Raw genomic sequence first — 16,038 nt, 5'->3', positions numbered from 1 at the left:
GAGCGCACCCAGTGCGCGATGGGCGTCGCGACAACCGTGCCAATGCGCGGGAGGCCGCGCCGCGGTCGCGCACTGGGTGCGCTCCTACCGTGGGGCCGGGCGGTGTTGCAGCTCCTGCAGCAGTTCATCGGCGCGCCATTCGCGCGGTGCGCGCTCGGCCTGATGGATCAGCTCCACCAGCTTTGCGTTGATGGGCGCGGCGAGGCCGTGCGCCTGTGCGATCCGCACGATCTCGCCGTTGATCGCATCCACTTCCGTGGGACGATGGCGTTGCAGATCCTCCCACATCGATGACCGCGCCACGGGGTCGATGGCCAGCATGCGCGACGCCACCCGCTGGAACCACGCGTCCGGCAATTCCAGCACGCGTGGCAGCCAATGCGCGGGCAGCGGCGTGAGGCGCGTGGCCTGCACGTGCGCCGCCTCGAACACGGCAAGCGCCTCGCGCTGGGCCAGCGCCAGACAGCGTCGCCAGCTGCGCTGCGACAGCTCATCGCGCAACGGCAGTGAAGAGAGCGCATTGATGGCGTTGTTCAGGTTGAGCAGCAGCTTCGCCGCCTGCACCGCGGGCATGTCTTCGCGCACGGTGAGCGGCAAACCGGCGGCGGCGAACAACGGCACGAACGGCGCCAGCGATGCGTGCGAGGCCACCATCAGTTCGCCGCTCGATCCCTGGTGGAAGCTGCCGGGCTGAGCCTGCAGCACGTTGAACGGCACCATGCCGGCCAGCACCGGATGGCCGGGCAGGGCGGCGCGCAGGATCTCGGTGTTGTGCAGGCCGTTCTGGAAGCTGATCACCGGGACGCCGGGCGCGAGCACGCCGGCAAGCTCGCGTGCGACGGTTTCGGTGGCGCCGGATTTCACCGTCACCAGCACGAGATGCGCCTTCGCGGCGGCGAACGGATCCGTCTGCACGTCCAGCGCGCGGCCCGCGACGTGTCCCTCGTGGCCTTGCAGGTCGGTCCAATCCAGTCCGTGCAATCGCCAGGCGTCGGTCACGCGGCGGCGGCCCACGAAGGTGATCCGCGCGTGCTCGTGCAATCGCGCGCCCAGGTAACCGCCCACGCTGCCCGCGCCATAGACGGCGATGCGCGGCAAGGCATGCACACTCATGCGATGGCAGCGGCCGCAGCGCGACCGGCGACGCGGCCGGAGAACAGGCAGCCGCCGAGGAAGCTGCCTTCGAGCGCGCGGTAGCCATGCAGGCCGCCGCCGCCGAACCCCGCCGCTTCGCCGGCGGCGTACAGGCCGGGCAATGGCTGGCCGTCATGTCCCAGCACACGACCCGAAAGGTCGGTTTCCAGGCCGCCCAGCGTCTTGCGCGTGAGAATGTTGAGCCGCACCGCGATCAGCGGACCATTGGCCGGGTCGAGGATGCGATGCGGCCTGGCCACGCGCACCAGCTTGTCGCCGCGGTAGCGACGTGCGTTGTGGATGGCCATCACCTGCGAGTCCTTCGCGTAGGGATTGTCGAATTGCAGGTCGCGCGCTTCGATCTCGCGGCGAAGATGCGCGACGTCGAGCAGCGTGTTGCCCGCCAGCGCGTTCATGCCGGCGACGAGATCGTCCAGCGTGTCGCGTACGATGAAGTCCTTGCCATGCTGCTTGAACGCCTCCACCGGCGCGGGCGCGCCCTTGCCGACGGCACGCTTGGCGACCTGTCGCCAGCTCTTGCCGGTGAGATCGGGATTCTGCTCCGAACCAGACAACGCGAATTCGCGGCGGATGATCTGCTGGTCGAGGATGAACCAGCTGTAGTCGTAACCGGTGCGGCGCAGGTGATCGAGCGTGCCCAGCGTATCGAAGCCGGGCCACAGCGGGCCGGGCAGGCGGTTGCCGGTGGCGTCGAACCACAGCGACGAGGGGCCCGGCAGGATGCGGATCGCGTGCATCGGCCAGATCGGGTTCCAGTTCTCGATGCCTTCCACGTAATGCCACATGCGATCGCGGTTGATCAGCTTCGCGCCGGCGCTTTCGCTGATGCCGAGCATGCGGCCGTCCACGTGCGCGGGTACGCCGCACAGCATGTGTGCCGGTGGCGTGCCGAGACGTTCCGGCCAGTTCCTGCGCACCAGCTCGTGATTGCCGCCGATGCCGCCCGAGCACACGACCACCGCTTGTGCACGCTTCTCGAACGGTTCCACTTCATCGCGCGAACTGGGCTTGCCGCGTTCCACCTCGTCGTAGGCCAGCACGCTGCCGCGCACACCGACCACGGTACCGCCTTCGACGATGAGCTCGTCGACGCGGTGGCGGAAACCGAATTGCAACACGCCCCTGGCCTGCGCCTCGCGCGCGCGGCGCACGAAGGGTTCGATCACGCCGGGGCCGGTGCCCCAGGTGACGTGGAAGCGCGGCACCGAATTGCCGTGCCCGACTGCGCCGTGCCCGCCGCGCTCGGCCCAGCCGACCACGGGAAACCAGCGCATGCCCATGGCATGCAGCCAGCTGCGCTTCTCGCCCGCGGCGAAATCGACGTAGGCCTCGGCCCAACGGCGCGGCCAATGGTCTTCCGGGCGATCGAACGCGGCCGTGCCCATCCAGTCGGCCAGCGCCAGCGCATGCGAATCGCGCACGCCCATGCGTCGCTGCTCCGGCGAATCGACGAAGAACAATCCACCGAACGACCAGAACGCCTGCCCTCCCAGGCTTTGTTCCGGCTCCTGGTCGAGCACCAGCACACGCTTGCCGGCATCGGCCAGCTCCGTGGCGGCGACCAGGCCGGCGAGGCCCGCTCCCACCACGATCACGTCCCACCTTTCGCGCATCCCACGACTCCCCTCATGGCGATCACCGGGTGAACTTAGCGTGCCTCTCCGTGGCCTGCCTATGCGCACTGCGTCATAGCCATGACCGATGGCACGGCATGACACCTGGCCCATGCTCGGCGGCGGCGGCGCGGCGCATCGTGCCGGGGAACCATGCGGCTTGCGCATGGACACGGTACTCAGGGAGGCGAGTGGCATGCGTACGATTCCGATCGCTTGCGCGATGGCGGCTGGCTTGGCCTTCGGCGGCATGGCCGAAGCCAAGGGCTACCAGATCAACGACGTGAACTGTGGCTACTCGACCGACTACGACGTGAGCGTGCAGCCGGCCGGCATCGCGTTCAGCCGTACGGACGGCCATCCGGGCAACGTGTTCATGCATGACGGCCAGCTCCACGTGGATGGCCGCGAGGTGGCGGTGTCCGCCGCCGATGCGGGTCGACTGCGCCAGTACGAACAGAACGTGCGATCGCTGATGCCCGAAGTCGCCGGCATTGCCCGCGAAGGCGTGAACATCGGCTTCGCCGCGATGCGCACGGTGCTGATGACCTTCGCCGACAACGAGAGCGAACGCAGCGAGATGGTGGGGCGGCTGGACCGCAACCGCCAGCAGGCGCTCATCCGCATCGACGACACGCTGGGCAAGGGCGTGTGGAAGCGGCACGAGATGGACGACGTGATCGGGCAGGGCATCCAGAGTTCGGTGTCCGACCTGGTGGGCAAGGTGGCTGGCGCGGCGGTGACGGCTGCGCTCAGCGGCGACGAGAGCAAGGTCGCCGCGTTGCAGGCGCGCGCCGATTCGCTGGACGAGACCATCGACAAGGAGATCGACGGTCGTTCCGATGCATTGAACAGGCGTGCCGACGCGCTGTGCCCGAGGTTCAGTGCGCTCGAACAATTGCAGCAACAGTTCCAGTTCCGCCTGCAGGACGGTTCGCGGCTGAAGCTGGTCACGCACGAGGACAAGGACAACAAGAAGCTGGTAACAGCCGCCGATCATGTACGCGCCGATTGAGGCGACCTCCGTGCATGCATCCTGAAAGGTCGACGCTCCCCAGCACGACCCGCTTGTGCCGCGCTCCAACCCTGGCGCGGCTTTTTTATGCCCGGGCGGCAACGGAACCTTGATCGGCGTGCTGCTAGGCTCGCGAGGTTTTTCCCTCGAGAGACCTGCGATCCATGCACGCATTACTGGCCCGTCTGCCGCTTTCCGAAGGCACCATCAACACCATCATCAACGTCGTCATAGCGCTGTTGATGCTGCTCATCGGCATCTGGCTCGCGGCGCGACTGGCCAACGTCGCGCAACGCGCCATGCATCGCGCCAACGTCGATCCCACGCTCACCGGCTTCCTGCGCAACCTCATGTATGGCGTGTTGATCGCACTGCTCATCGTGATGGTGCTGCAACAGGCCGGCGTGCCGTCCGCCCCGCTGGTGGCGGCGCTGGGCGCCGGTGGCCTGGCCATCGGGCTCGCCTTGCAGGGCTCGCTCAGCAATCTCGCCTGGGGCGTCCTGCTGATCGTGTTCCGCCCGTTCCGCGTGGGCGACTACATCCAGGCGGGCGGCGTGGAAGGCACGGTGCAGAGCCTGAGCCTGATGCATACCCAGTTGGTGCTGCCCGACAACCGCGAGGCGGTGGTGCCGAACGCCAAGATCGGCTCGGACGCCATCATCAACTTCAATCGCCTGGGCACGCGCCGCTTCGAGGTGAAGCTGCGCATCGGCTACAAGGACGACATCGGCAAGGCGATGGATGTCATCCGCGAACTGCTCGCCGCCGATCCGCGCATCCTGCGCGATCCCGCGCCCGGCGTCTGGACCGAAAGCCTTACCGACAGCGGCGTGGGCCTGGTGGTGCGCGGCTACACCGGCAGCGCCGATGGCTGGGGCGCGCAGACGGACCTGCTGCGCGCGCTCAAGGATCGTTTCGAGGCCGTCGGCATCAGCCTGGCGGCTCCGCAGCGCGACTTCATCCTCATGCAGGGACGCCCGCCGGAGCAGACCACCTGACCAAGTGGAATGCCCGGCGAGCCCTTGATGGCGCTCGGTTTTCCGAGGCGCTGCAACAGTTCGTTCGAAACCTTGGACCAAAGTCGTGCATACGTATGCGAATGGTGCATTCAACCGATCCAAAAGCGTCCGGAAAGGGGTCTCGTTCGCTATGATTAACGCCTTACGCGGCCGTCATCCCCGCACGGCACGCCATCGCCATCCGTAGGAGAAACCATGGCCGACCTCAAAGAAGCACGCGTTCCCGATATCGGCAGCGAGAATGTGCCGGTGATCGAAGTGCTGGTGAAACCGGGCGACAAGGTCGCCAAGGAACAGGGCCTGGTGACGCTGGAGTCGGACAAGGCAACGATGGAAGTGCCGGCCCCGTTCGCGGGCACGGTGAAGGAAGTGAAGCTCAAGGTGGGTGACGAGGTGTCCGAGGGCGCCCTGATCGCCATCATCGAGGCCGAAGGCACGGCTGCCGCACCGGCGCCGGCCCCGGCTCCCGCCGCCGCGCCGGCCAAGGCCGAAGCGCCCGCCAAGTCCGCTCCCGCACCGGCTCCGGCCGCTGCCCCTGCCGCCGCGCCCGCTGGCGGTGGTGGCGTGCAGGAAGTGAAGGTGCCCGATATCGGCAGCAGCGACGTGCCGGTCATCGAGATCCTGGTGAAGGTGGGCGACACCATCGCCAAGGACCAGAGCCTGATCACGCTGGAATCGGACAAGGCCACCATGGAAGTGCCCGCGCCGTTCGCGGGCGTGGTAAAGGAGATCAAGGTCAAGGTCGGCGACGAGCTCTCCGAAGGCAGCCTGATCGCCCTGGTTGAGGCCACCGGTGGCGCGCCTGCTGCTGCGCCGGCCCAGGCCGCCGCGCCCACCAAGGTGGAAGCGCCCAAGGTCGAGGAGAAGCCCGAGCCGATCGCGACGCCGCGCGGCGTGGTGCCCGGCAACGCGCCGGAAGGCGACGTGGCGCCCACGGCCCGCCCGCCGTTCGATTCGAAGATCATCATGCCGGGCGACGCCCCGTACGCCAGCCCGGCCATCCGCGCCTTCGCGCGCGAGCTGGGCGTGGATATCCGCCAGGTGAAGGGCAGCGGCCGCGGTGGCCGCATCCAGCGCGAAGACGTCACCGGTTACGTGAAGCACGCGCTCGCCTCCGGCGCGCGTCCCACCGGCGCGCCCGTCGCAGCCGGCGGCGGTCTCAACCTGCTGCCGTGGCCCAAGGTCGATTTCAGCAAGTTCGGCGAGATCGAAGAGAAGCCGCTGTCGCGCATCCAGAAGATTTCCGGCGCGAACCTCGCGCGCAACTGGGCGATGATCCCGCACGTCACGCAGCACGAAGACGCCGACATCACCGAGCTGGAAGCCTTCCGCAAGAAGCTCGGCGAGGAGAACAAGGATCTCAAGATCACCCCGCTGGTGTTCCAGATCAAGGCGGTGGTCGCGGCGCTGAAGAAGTTCCCGCAGTTCAACGCCTCGCTGGACGAAACCGGCGAGAAGCTGATCCTCAAGAAATACTTCCACATCGGCATCGCGGTGGACACGCCCGATGGCCTGGTGGTGCCGGTGATCCGCGACTGCGACAAGAAGGGCCTGCTGGACCTGGCCGTCGAACTCGGCGAGATCTCCAAGAAGGCGCGCGACAAGAAGCTCGGCCCCAACGAAATGTCGGGCGGCTGCTTCTCGATCTCCTCGCTCGGCGGCATCGGCGGCACGGCGTTCACGCCGATCGTCAACGCGCCGGAAGTGGCGATCCTCGGCGTCTCCAAGGCCGCGACCAAGCCGGTGTGGAACGGCAAGGAATTCGCCCCGCGCCTGGTGCTGCCGCTGTCGCTCAGCTACGACCACCGCGTGATCGACGGCGCGCTCGCCGCGCGCTTCGCCTCCTACCTCGCGCAGCAGCTGGGCGACATCCGCCGCCTGCTCCTGTAACTGCTCCCTCTCCCCCGGGGAGAGGGTTGGGGTGAGGGTGCGGACTTGCGCCGCCCCTCCCTGCGTAGCGAAAAGAAATCGAAGGATCCCCCCATGGCAAGCACCATCGAAATCAAAGTCCCCGACATCGGCGGCCACGACAACGTGCCGGTGATCGAGGTGCTGGTGAAGGTCGGCGACACGGTCGCCAAGGAACAGAGCCTGATCACGCTTGAATCGGACAAGGCGACGATGGAGATCCCGTCGAGCGCCGCCGGCGTGATCAAGGAGCTGAAGGTCAAGGTCGGCGACGAAGTGTCCGAAGGCGCGCTGATCGCCGTGCTCGAAGCATCGGACGCTGGCGCCGCCAAGCCGGCGGAAGCGCCGAAGGCCGCCGCTCCTGCTCCCTCTCCCCAGCGGGGAGAGGGCCGGGGTGAGGGGGCAACCTCGCCTCAGTCCGGCACTAGCAATGCTCCCGCGAGCACCCGCCCCTCACCTCAATCCTCTCCCCAGAGGGGAGAGGAGGCGAAGGCGCCGCAAGCGGCATCATCGTCTGGAAGAGCGGCCGACATCGAATGCAAGCTGGTCGTGCTGGGCTCGGGCCCGGGCGGCTACACCGCCGCGTTCCGCGCGGCCGACCTCGACGTCGACACCGTGCTGGTCGAACGCTATGCGTCGCTTGGCGGCGTCTGCCTCAACGTGGGCTGCATCCCGTCCAAGGCGCTGCTGCACGCCGCCGCCGTGATCGACGAGGCCGAAGCGATGGCCGCGCACGGCGTCAGCTTCGGCGCGCCCAAGATCGATCTCGATAAGCTGCGCGACTTCAAGACCAAGGTGGTCGGCAAGCTCACCGGCGGCCTTTCCTCCATGGCCAAGCAGCGCAAGGTGCGCACCGTGCAGGGCGTGGGTACCTTCATCTCGCCGAACGAGATGGAAGTCCAGACGGCCGACGGCACCAAGCTGATCCGCTTTGAGAACGCCATCATCGCCGCCGGCTCGCAGTCGGTGAAGCTGCCGGCGTTCCCATGGGACGACGAGCGCATCATGGATTCCACCGGCGCGCTGGAGCTGAAGGAAGTGCCGAAGAAGCTGCTGGTCGTCGGCGGCGGCATCATCGGCCTGGAAATGGCGACCGTGTACTCCTCGCTCGGCAGCGAAGTGACCGTGGTCGAGTTCATGGACCAGATCATTCCGGGGGCCGACGCCGACCTGATCAAGCCGCTGGCGCAACGCCTCAGCAAGAAACTCAAGGGCGTGCACCTTAGAACTAAGGTGGTCGAGGCCAAGGCCACCAAGAAGGGTATCGAGGTCAGCTACGAAGGCGAGAGCATCCCCGAGACCAAGCTGTTCGACCGCGTGCTGGTCGCCGTGGGTCGCGCGCCGAACGGCAACAAGATCGGCGCCGACAAGGCTGGCGTGGCCGTGACCGAGCGTGGCTTCATCAACGTCGACACGCAGATGCGCACCAACGTGAAGCACATCTTCGCCATCGGCGACCTGGTGGGCCAGCCGATGCTGGCGCACAAGGCCACGCACGAAGCGCGTGTCGCCGCGGAAGTCGTGTCGGGCATGAAGAGCCACTTCGATGCGCGCGTGATCCCGTCGGTGGCCTTCACCGATCCGGAAGTGGCATGGGTCGGCGTCACCGAGCGCGAGGCGAAGGAAAAGGGACTCAAGGTCGGCGTGGGCAAGTTCCCATGGGCCGCCAGTGGTCGCGCCATCGGCATCGATCGCACCGAGGGCTTCACCAAGCTGATCTTCGACGAGGAAACCCATCGCATCGTCGGCGGCGCCATCGTCGGCCCGCATGCGGGCGACCTCATCAGCGAACTGTGTCTGGCGATCGAGATGGGTGCGGAGGCCGCGGACATCGGCCTCACCATCCACCCGCACCCCACGCTGGGCGAATCGGTGGGCATGGCCGCGGAGGCCTACGAGGGCACCATCACCGACCTGTACATGCCGAAGAAGAAAAAGTAAGTCGCTTGATGCGGCTTACCAGGAAAGCCCGGGAATTCCCGGGCTTTCTCGTTTCTGCCGCCTCAGTTCGATTCGGTGAACTGGATCGACGGCGACGTTCCGCTGCTGGCGGTGCAGCTGCCGAGGTTGAGGTTGTTGCTTTCGCCGGTGGTGCCGGAGTTCGCCACGCAGGACGGCGCCGCGGTCGAGCCATCGCTCACCGCCACCTTCACCGTGATCGACGAGCCGCTGTTGAACACGGCTTCCGATCCGCCCGCATTGCCGACCACGTTGAACTCCGACTCCTTCCAAACTTGGGCGAGGTACAGCACGCTGTCCTTGCCGCTGGAGCTGTAGGCCTGCGTGCCGTTGGTGAAGACCACGGTATCGTTGCCGCCGGCGGTGACCGAACCGGTGAGCTTCACGTTGCCCAGCTGCGTGGCCGGTACGTCCGGAGCGGCTGCCGCTGCGCTGTTCTTGTAGCAGTCGCCGGCACCGTCACTGCCCCAGCCGCTCGGACAGCGGCGACCGTAACCGATCAGCCAGTACTGCATGAACACGGCCGCCTGTCCGTTGACCTGGTAATCGGGCGCATACACGAACTGCTGCCACACGGTGCAGCCGGAGTGGCCGCCGCACGCCGCCGTGGTGTTGCTGAAGCTGGAATTGATCTGCAGCGAGTACTCGTTCGGTCCGAGGATGCCGCCGCCGCCGTAGGCCGCGACGCCCTGGCCGGTTTCGGAGGTCACGCCCGTCACCGACGGGAAGCTGCCGACGGTCTGCGTGATCAGCGTGGTCGTCTGCAGCGTGTAGTCGTTGCCGTTGCCCGCTGTTTCCGACGCACCCAGCAGGGACCAGCGCGGCACTGGGTGCACGCGCGGCGCCACGGCGTGACACGCCACCTGATGCCACACGATGCTCGGGTACGTCGCCTGGAAGCAGCCTTCCGATGGCGTGGCGACGTGCGCGATGTCCTCGCGCCAGCTGGCGCGCGCCTGCGCTTCCAGTGGCCCGACGATGTCGGCGGGCGGCTGGAGGGATGCCCCGTTGGCCGGTGCGGCCTGGACGGGAAGCCAGGCGGTGGCGACGAGGCTGGCAAGCAGCGCGAGCTTCACTTTGGTATGCATGGATGTCTCCCTGGTATGCGAATGGCTATCGGTTTCGGCCCGGGCGGTCCAGGGCCGTTGACGCGGACAACAACTCACCTGCGCCGGCAACTGGGATCAGTTGCAGCGAGTCATGCGGTAGAACGTTGGCCTCGGAAAGCGAGCCGAGGTTGCAGCGATGACGCTTCCCCAAGTGCGCAATGCCGGACGCCTCGGCGACAGCATTGCGGCGGCTTTCGTAACGCATTCGACGCACGCTTGCAAATCGAAAAAAGGTGCGTGAAGACGCGACAGAAAAACGCAAGCCAATGCGCGTCGCCATCGCAGCGCGAGAGCCCTTGCTTACAAGGTCATTGCAGAGAAATGACGCGATGCACCGAGCCCGCGCTCGCTTTCACTGTTCGCAACTTTGCGCGAACACCTTTCGTTGACAATGCATGCCGAGCGCGCAGGGTGGAACGGTTGTGAGGTACGGCGCAGGTCGCGTGATACGTGAAGAAAAAGCCTATTTCCAGGCTTTTTCTTGCGCTCCATCACAAAAGGGAAAGTGCGATCAAGATCGGCGAGCCGCGTCAGTTCGTGGCCTCGGCCAGGGCGCGCTCGATCGGCTTGGCCGTCTGTTCGAGGTGCCCGCTTGTCTCGGTGGAGGTGTTGATCATCTGCTGCAGGATGCCGAGGAACTCGACCGGATCGACATCCTTGCCGAGGTTGATGCGCGTGCGCAGGTCCACCATGCGCGGTCCGTTGAGCGCGATCGTGCTGTCATGCGTGACCCAGTTCGATGCATCGCGTTGCGCCGCATAGGCCGTGGCGTACTTGTGCAGGCGGTCGATGTCGATCCATGTAGCGGACTGGTTGGCCACGGCTACGTCCCACGATTGCGTGGCGAACGACGGCCAGCTCACGCTGAGCACGAAATCGTTCTTCAGTTCGCGGATGTGCTGGTTGATCTGCGCATCGGGCAGCCCACGCCGGACGTCGTCGCTGATGGCCTCTTTCAGCGTGCGCAGCGGTGCAACCTGGCGCGCGTTGTTGGCGAGCGCGCCATGGATGCTGTCGAGTGTGCCGCGCAGCTCCACTTCGATCTGTTCGCTGGCCTGTTCCGCCGCATGGCGGTGATGCGTGTGTTCGATCCATTGTTCCAGGCCGAGCGCGGTGAGGATGGACAACACGATCATGAAGTAGTGCTGCGCGAACTCGCGCAGGGAATGCATGCGGACCTTGGGCACTTCGAAATGCATGCGAACTCCGTTCAATGCAGGCAGGCGCGCAGGGTAGCCGATCTTCCGGCTGTCTTCATGCCTCGTAGCCGAGCCGCTCCAGCATCGGGCGCAGGATGGGCAGCACTGGCTCGAAATGCTCGCGGTAGGCGTGCCAGCGATTGACGGCCCGGGCATGGATGCCCTGCGTCACCTGCGCGTAGCTTGGGGTGCTGATGTAACCCTTGGCCCGCGCGTGCTCGGCGAAACTCGCCATGGGCGCGGCATCGGCGATCTCCAGGAACTGTCCCAGCCGCGCGACGTGTTCGTCGAAGCGGCTGACCACCGATTCGTAGCGCCACTCCAGCACGCGCGGCGCGAATACCTCCACATGGTGGTACCACTGCTCGAACGCCTGCACGTAGCCTTCGGCCAGTCGCTTCAGCGAGGAGCACAGCACCATGAAAGGTGGCGCGCGGAAGGGAAGCATGTAGCAGCTGAGCAGCACGTCGCAGGGATGGCGCAGGCACATGACGATGCGTGCTTCCGGAAACAGGCGCGCGATCATCGGCAGGCACAGCATGTTCAGCGGATTCTTGTCGACCAGGCGACGCTGGCCGAGATCCGGAACCACGCGGCGCGACATGTCGAGATAGAGGCTGCGCAGCTGCTCCGCTTCGTCCTGCGCCAGTCGACCCAGGTCCTGCGGATACGATTGCCCGGCAGCCTGCATGCGATGGATCAGTTCGTAGACGAAGTCGCGTTCGTCCATGGAGCGGAAATCCGGATGCGCGTCGAGCATCTGTTCGAGCAGGGTGGTGCCCGATCGCGGGAAGCCCACCACGAAGACGGGACTGTCCGCGTTGCGCGGTGCGTGCAGCGTGGTCCATCGATCGAACTCGACATGGCTCACGCGCTGGCCCGCCATCGCGAGCGGCTGGCTGCCTTCGACCGTCAATTCGGGCGCGAGCGCGCTGGCGATGTCCCACTGCGCGGCGTGTGCGGTCTGCGCCGCGAGCCAGGCTTCCTTGTGGCGGCCTTGCTTGTTCATGACGCCGGCCAGGCCGAAGGCGGCCGTGGCGCGTGTATCGGGTCCGTCGCTGAGTTCGAGCATGCGCCGGTAGAGGCTGGCCGCATGTTCGGTGTCCGCCCGTTGCGCGGCGACGGCCGCATGGGCCTGCCAGGCCGCCGTGGCGAGCGCCGGCGATTGCGAGAGTGCCGCGTCCACTTCGTGCAAGGGAACGCGCGCAAGCTCGGCTTCGGCGAGGTCGAGCTGGTTGCTGCGCTCGTGCATCGAAGCGCGCAGCGCGGCGATGCGCCAGCGCATGATCCGCGCGGATTCGTCCGCAGGCAGGACCGCCTGCTCGATGACCCTGAACGCGGTCGCCTGCTCGCCCTGGGCGGAAAGCATGGTGGCCAGCAGCAATGCCTGCTCGGCGGGCTGGGGCGGCCAGTCGGCGGCGCCCTGCAGCATCTCCTGTTCGCCTCGGTGGTCGCCGCAGGCGTAGCAGGCGTGCGCCGCCTGCAGGCGCGCGTCGATGAAGGCCGGCACCAGCGCCACTGCGTCGAGCAGCGCTTCACGCGCCTGCATCCAGCGCTGCTGCTCCGCATAGAGCAGGCCAAGGTTGTAGTGGATCTGTGCTTCCTGCGGCGCCAGCGCCACGGCGCGTCGCAGGGCATCTTCGGCGGCATCCGCGTCGCCCAGCTGGCGGGCAACGACGGCGAGGTTGTTCCAGTATTCGGCGGCAGCCGGCTTGCGTTGCACCAGGCGGCGAAACGTCGCCATGGCCTCGTGCAGTCGCTGGCTGGATTGCTGTGCGGCGCCCAGCAACAGCAGGGCGGTTTCGTCCACGTCGTCGAGGGTGGCGATGGGTTCGCCGAGCGCCAGCACGGCAGCGATGTCGCCGCGGTGGTAGGCCGCGAGCATGCGCGCGGCGAGGTCGGCGGAGGATGGCGAGGGCTTGTCCGTCATCCGGAAATCCTAGCAGCGAGACGGTCGCGGCGAGACGCCGCGACCGTTCGCAGTTCTTGCAGTCAGATCAGAACTTCACCGTCGCGCGAGCCCAGAAGTAGCGGCCCATCACGTCGTACGTCGCCGTGTCGACGTTGTAGTTCGAACCGTTCTGGTAGGCCAGCGGCGGGATCTTGTCGCTGAGGTTGTCGATACCCACGTCGAACCGGGTGTGGATCTTCGTCCACTCGTAGCCGGCCTGGATCGAGTGATACAGCACCGAGGCCATCGGCGCGGATGCGCCGGTGTCGAGGTTCGCGTTGAGGTTGGTCACGTTGTGGATGTAGCGCGACTGCCACTGGGCGCTCCAGTCACCCAGTGCCCAGTTGAGCGTGAACGTGCCGCGCCAACGCGGGATATTGCCGAACTGCAGGCCGTACGTGCCGGCGTAGTTGATCGACCCCGAACCCGGCTGGCCGGGCGTGGCGTTGTTCTTGTACGTCGAGATGTACGTGGTGTTGAGGCCGGCCCTGAAATTACCCGGATCCACGCTGCCCACGTCGAAGTGCGGGATGGCGTAGGCGAAGGTGAAGTCGACGCCGGTGGTGCTCAGGTTGCCCAGGTTGACCACGGGCGTGTTGATGTAATTGACCGCACCGGCCAACTTGTTGGTGTTGTCGTAGCGGTTGATGTACGAGCAGTACGGGCTGCTGCCGTTGGCGAAGCACGCGTTGACCACGGTCTGCGCCTGGATCGGCGTAAGCGTGTCGGACAGGTAAATGTGCCAGAAGTCCAACGTGCTCGACGCACCTTCCCACCAGCTCGGCGAATACACGAAGCCGAAGTCGATGGACTTGCCCTGTTCCGGCTTCAGCGTGCTGCCGATCGCGGCCGCGCCCGAGTAGTAGGCGGTGACCTGGCCGATCGGGTTGCCGCTCCAGTTCGGCGGCACGTACTGGCAGGCCGTCGGGTGGGCAGCCAGCTCGGCGGCGGTCAGGTGCACGCATGGGTCGGTCAGGTTCGGGCCGGCAACGGTGCGGCCGTCATACAGCTCGTTCATGTTCGGCGCGCGGAACACCTGCGATACCGTGCCGCGCATCAGCAGGTCGGCGATCGGGCGGTATTCGATGGCGATCTTGCCGTTGGTCGTGCTGCCCGAGGTGTCGTAGTCGGAGTAGCGCAGGCCGATGTCGACATTGAGCGAGTACGCCCACGGCTGCTCGTTGAGCAGCGGGATCAGCGTTTCCGCGAACAGTTCCTTCACCGTATCGCTGCCGCCGCCAGGCGAACCGCAGGCTTCGGACAGCACCACGCAGGTGTTCGTGGTCGGGTCGAGGATCGCGTCGGCGGTGACGTTGTAGTTCATCGACGTCTTGCGATACAGCGCGCCGGTCGACAACTGCATGGTGCCGGCGGGCAGATCCCAGATGTCACCCGACGCAGTGAACTGACCCTGCTTCATGGTGTTGGTCAGGGTGTACTGCGGTGCGTCCACGCCCTTCTTCAGCAACGCGGTGACCGCCGGATCGGCCTGGTTGAAGATGTTGGCACCGGCATCGATCGCGGCCTGGAAGGCCGGCACGTTCACTTCGTTGTAGTTGGTCTGGATACGACGCGAGTGGCCGTAGTCGAAGCTGGCATCCCAGCTCCAGGTGCTCTGGCCGAAGTTGCCGCGCAGCCCACCGTTGATCTCTGAGTTGGTGGTCGTGAAGGTATGCAGGCGGGTGCCCAGGCCGGTCAGGCGGGTGTTGAAGGCATAACCGCTGTCGGCGCCCGGTGCGTTCGGATCAACCAGGGTGCCCTGGCTGAAGGTCACGCCGAACGGGTTGTTCGGGTTGCTCGCCAGCACGTGCCAGCCGTCACCCACGCCCGTCGGTGCCGGAGCATCCTGGCCCGAGGAGTTGGTGTGGTTGTAGAACGCGTCGGCGTAGAACGTCACGTAGTCGTTGATCTTGTAGTTGCCGATCACGAAGACGTTGGTGCGTTCCTGCTGCTGCTGGATGTAGTTGTAGGCGTTGTAGTTGTACGTGTCGTTGGCGTTGCTGAAGCAACGATAGTTGCCCAGGCTGTTGCCGACGCCGTTGGCCAGCGTCACATAGGCGTTGCCCTGCGAGTTGACCTCGCAACCGCCCGGGGTGAGGGCCTGCGGCACCAGCAGGCGGCCGGTCGGGATCGTGTGCGAACCCGACGGCTGCGGACCGCCGTTGTAGAGGTACAGCTGTCGTGCCGAGAAGTCGCGGCGCGGTGCCAGCACCGGGTTGTACTTGTTGTAGTCGATACCGGCGACGATGTTGCCCTGTTCGCCGGTGGCGCCCACGGTGAACTGCGCGCCGTGGCGCTGGCCGTCACCATGGCTGGAGATGCCGTCGTTGACGCTCAGCTCCGCGCCCTTGTAATCCTTGCGCAGGAGGATGTTCACCACACCGCCCACGGCATCGGAGCCGTAGACCGTGGAGGAACCGTTGGCGAGCACGTCCACGCGCTCCACCATGTTCTGCGGAATCATGTTGAGGTCGGCGTTGGCGAGGCGCTGGCCGTCCACCAGCATCAGCGTGCGGTTCACGCCCAGGCCGCGAAGCGACACGCGGGCTGCACCGTCACCGCCTTCCAGCGTGGGGCCTGCGCCGCCGCCGCCGTTGCTGTTGTTCTGGGTGTTGGTGGCGTTACCGGCGATCGCCGGCAGCGACTGCAGCACATTGCCCAGGGTCGGGCTGCCGTTGTTGGTGATGGCAGCGCGGTCCAGCGTGACGACCGGGTTGGCCGTTTCCGCGTCCACGCGGCGAATCAGCGAACCGGTGACCGACACGGCGGTCAGCGTCTTGGCGTTGGCCTGCTTGGGTTGTTCGGTGGTGTCCTGCGTGGACGTCTGGTTCTGTGCCGCGGGTCCGTTGCTCTTTACGGCGGCGTCCTGTGCCTGTGCCAATGCGGCGGTCGATGCAATACCAACGGATAGGGCCAAACGTACCGCGACTGATAGGCGATTGAGATTGGACTGCATGATGTCTCCCCGATTTTTGAAGGCAAAAGGGACCCGCTATGGGCGCCTAGACGTCCATAGGTGTCGTGTTGCCATTGGTTCCCCCAACCCAACTCTTTCAGGAAACGCGTAGCGAGTAAAGGCCTTTTTAACGTGTATTTCGGCATAGGCTGCC

The 16,038-nt window shown here is 66.2% G+C and carries 10 protein-coding genes; 4 read left to right on the top strand and 6 right to left on the bottom strand.

Annotated elements, in window-relative coordinates; all coding sequences use genetic code 11:
* Positions 1 to 84 precede the first annotated feature (84 nt).
* Both CA260_RS18180 and CA260_RS18175 read right to left on the bottom strand, forming a co-directional pair.
* On the bottom strand, positions 85 to 1,113 hold the full coding sequence (locus CA260_RS18180; RefSeq protein WP_111984489.1) for a 2-dehydropantoate 2-reductase: 1,029 nt from the start codon (positions 1,111 to 1,113) through the stop codon (positions 85 to 87).
* A complete protein-coding gene (locus tag CA260_RS18175; protein ID WP_111984488.1) occupies positions 1,110 to 2,768 on the bottom strand; it encodes an FAD-binding dehydrogenase in 1,659 nt (552 codons plus the stop codon). The genes CA260_RS18180 and CA260_RS18175 overlap by 4 nt, the downstream gene beginning before the upstream one ends.
* 196 nt (positions 2,769 to 2,964) lie before the next feature.
* On the opposite strand from CA260_RS18175, the gene CA260_RS18170 reads away from it, so the two are divergent.
* From CA260_RS18170 to lpdA, 4 genes are all read left to right on the top strand, one after another.
* Positions 2,965 to 3,783: a DUF2884 family protein gene (locus CA260_RS18170; RefSeq protein WP_172461908.1), complete on the top strand. Its 819-nt coding sequence runs from the start codon at positions 2,965 to 2,967 to the stop codon at positions 3,781 to 3,783.
* A gap of 164 nt (positions 3,784 to 3,947) precedes the next feature.
* On the top strand, positions 3,948 to 4,781 hold the full coding sequence (locus tag CA260_RS18165; RefSeq protein ID WP_111984486.1) for a mechanosensitive ion channel family protein: 834 nt from the start codon (positions 3,948 to 3,950) through the stop codon (positions 4,779 to 4,781).
* A 216-nt stretch (positions 4,782 to 4,997) separates the two neighbouring features.
* Positions 4,998 to 6,692 carry a dihydrolipoyllysine-residue acetyltransferase gene (gene aceF / locus CA260_RS18160; protein ID WP_111984485.1) on the top strand — a complete coding sequence of 565 codons (1,695 nt, stop codon included), beginning with the start codon at positions 4,998 to 5,000 and terminating at the stop codon, positions 6,690 to 6,692.
* Between the two features lie 93 nt (positions 6,693 to 6,785).
* Positions 6,786 to 8,651: a dihydrolipoyl dehydrogenase gene (gene lpdA / locus CA260_RS18155; protein WP_111984484.1), complete on the top strand. Its 1,866-nt coding sequence runs from the start codon at positions 6,786 to 6,788 to the stop codon at positions 8,649 to 8,651.
* Positions 8,652 to 8,713: 62 nt separating this feature from the next.
* On the opposite strand, the gene CA260_RS18150 is transcribed toward lpdA, so the two are convergent.
* The 4 genes from CA260_RS18150 to CA260_RS18135 form a co-directional block, all read right to left on the bottom strand.
* Positions 8,714 to 9,757, bottom strand: coding sequence for a hypothetical protein (locus tag CA260_RS18150; RefSeq protein WP_111984483.1), 1,044 nt, complete (start codon positions 9,755 to 9,757; stop codon positions 8,714 to 8,716).
* 551 nt (positions 9,758 to 10,308) lie between these two features.
* Positions 10,309 to 10,977, bottom strand: a complete 669-nt coding sequence (locus CA260_RS18145) for a hypothetical protein (RefSeq protein ID WP_111984482.1) — start codon at positions 10,975 to 10,977, stop codon at positions 10,309 to 10,311.
* A 55-nt stretch (positions 10,978 to 11,032) separates the two neighbouring features.
* A complete protein-coding gene (locus CA260_RS18140; protein WP_111984481.1) occupies positions 11,033 to 12,907 on the bottom strand; it encodes a tetratricopeptide repeat-containing sulfotransferase family protein in 1,875 nt (624 codons plus the stop codon).
* A 67-nt stretch (positions 12,908 to 12,974) separates the two neighbouring features.
* Positions 12,975 to 15,884: a TonB-dependent receptor domain-containing protein gene (locus CA260_RS18135; RefSeq protein WP_111984480.1), complete on the bottom strand. Its 2,910-nt coding sequence runs from the start codon at positions 15,882 to 15,884 to the stop codon at positions 12,975 to 12,977.
* Positions 15,885 to 16,038 lie beyond the last annotated feature (154 nt).

Source organism: Dyella jiangningensis, assembly GCF_003264855.1.
GTDB classification, from domain to species: Bacteria; Pseudomonadota; Gammaproteobacteria; order Xanthomonadales; family Rhodanobacteraceae; genus Dyella; species Dyella jiangningensis_C.
The sequence above is the reverse complement of the archived record's forward strand: the minus strand, read 5'-3'. Positions and strand labels throughout refer to the sequence as shown.

What these genes read in the sequence shown, in the direction of transcription:
- lpdA (WP_111984484.1), top strand. Translation starts at nt 6,786, where the DNA reads ATGGCAAGCACCATCGAAATCAAAGTCCCCGACATCGGCGGCCACGAC.
- aceF (WP_111984485.1), top strand. Translation starts at nt 4,998, where the DNA reads ATGGCCGACCTCAAAGAAGCACGCGTTCCCGATATCGGCAGCGAGAAT.
- CA260_RS18140 (WP_111984481.1), bottom strand. Translation starts at nt 12,907, where the DNA reads ATGACGGACAAGCCCTCGCCATCCTCCGCCGACCTCGCCGCGCGCATG.
- CA260_RS18150 (WP_111984483.1), bottom strand. Translation starts at nt 9,757, where the DNA reads ATGCATACCAAAGTGAAGCTCGCGCTGCTTGCCAGCCTCGTCGCCACC.
- CA260_RS18165 (WP_111984486.1), top strand. Translation starts at nt 3,948, where the DNA reads ATGCACGCATTACTGGCCCGTCTGCCGCTTTCCGAAGGCACCATCAAC.
- CA260_RS18170 (WP_172461908.1), top strand. Translation starts at nt 2,965, where the DNA reads ATGCGTACGATTCCGATCGCTTGCGCGATGGCGGCTGGCTTGGCCTTC.
- CA260_RS18180 (WP_111984489.1), bottom strand. Translation starts at nt 1,113, where the DNA reads ATGAGTGTGCATGCCTTGCCGCGCATCGCCGTCTATGGCGCGGGCAGC.
- CA260_RS18175 (WP_111984488.1), bottom strand. Translation starts at nt 2,768, where the DNA reads ATGCGCGAAAGGTGGGACGTGATCGTGGTGGGAGCGGGCCTCGCCGGC.
- CA260_RS18135 (WP_111984480.1), bottom strand. Translation starts at nt 15,884, where the DNA reads ATGCAGTCCAATCTCAATCGCCTATCAGTCGCGGTACGTTTGGCCCTA.
- CA260_RS18145 (WP_111984482.1), bottom strand. Translation starts at nt 10,977, where the DNA reads ATGCATTTCGAAGTGCCCAAGGTCCGCATGCATTCCCTGCGCGAGTTC.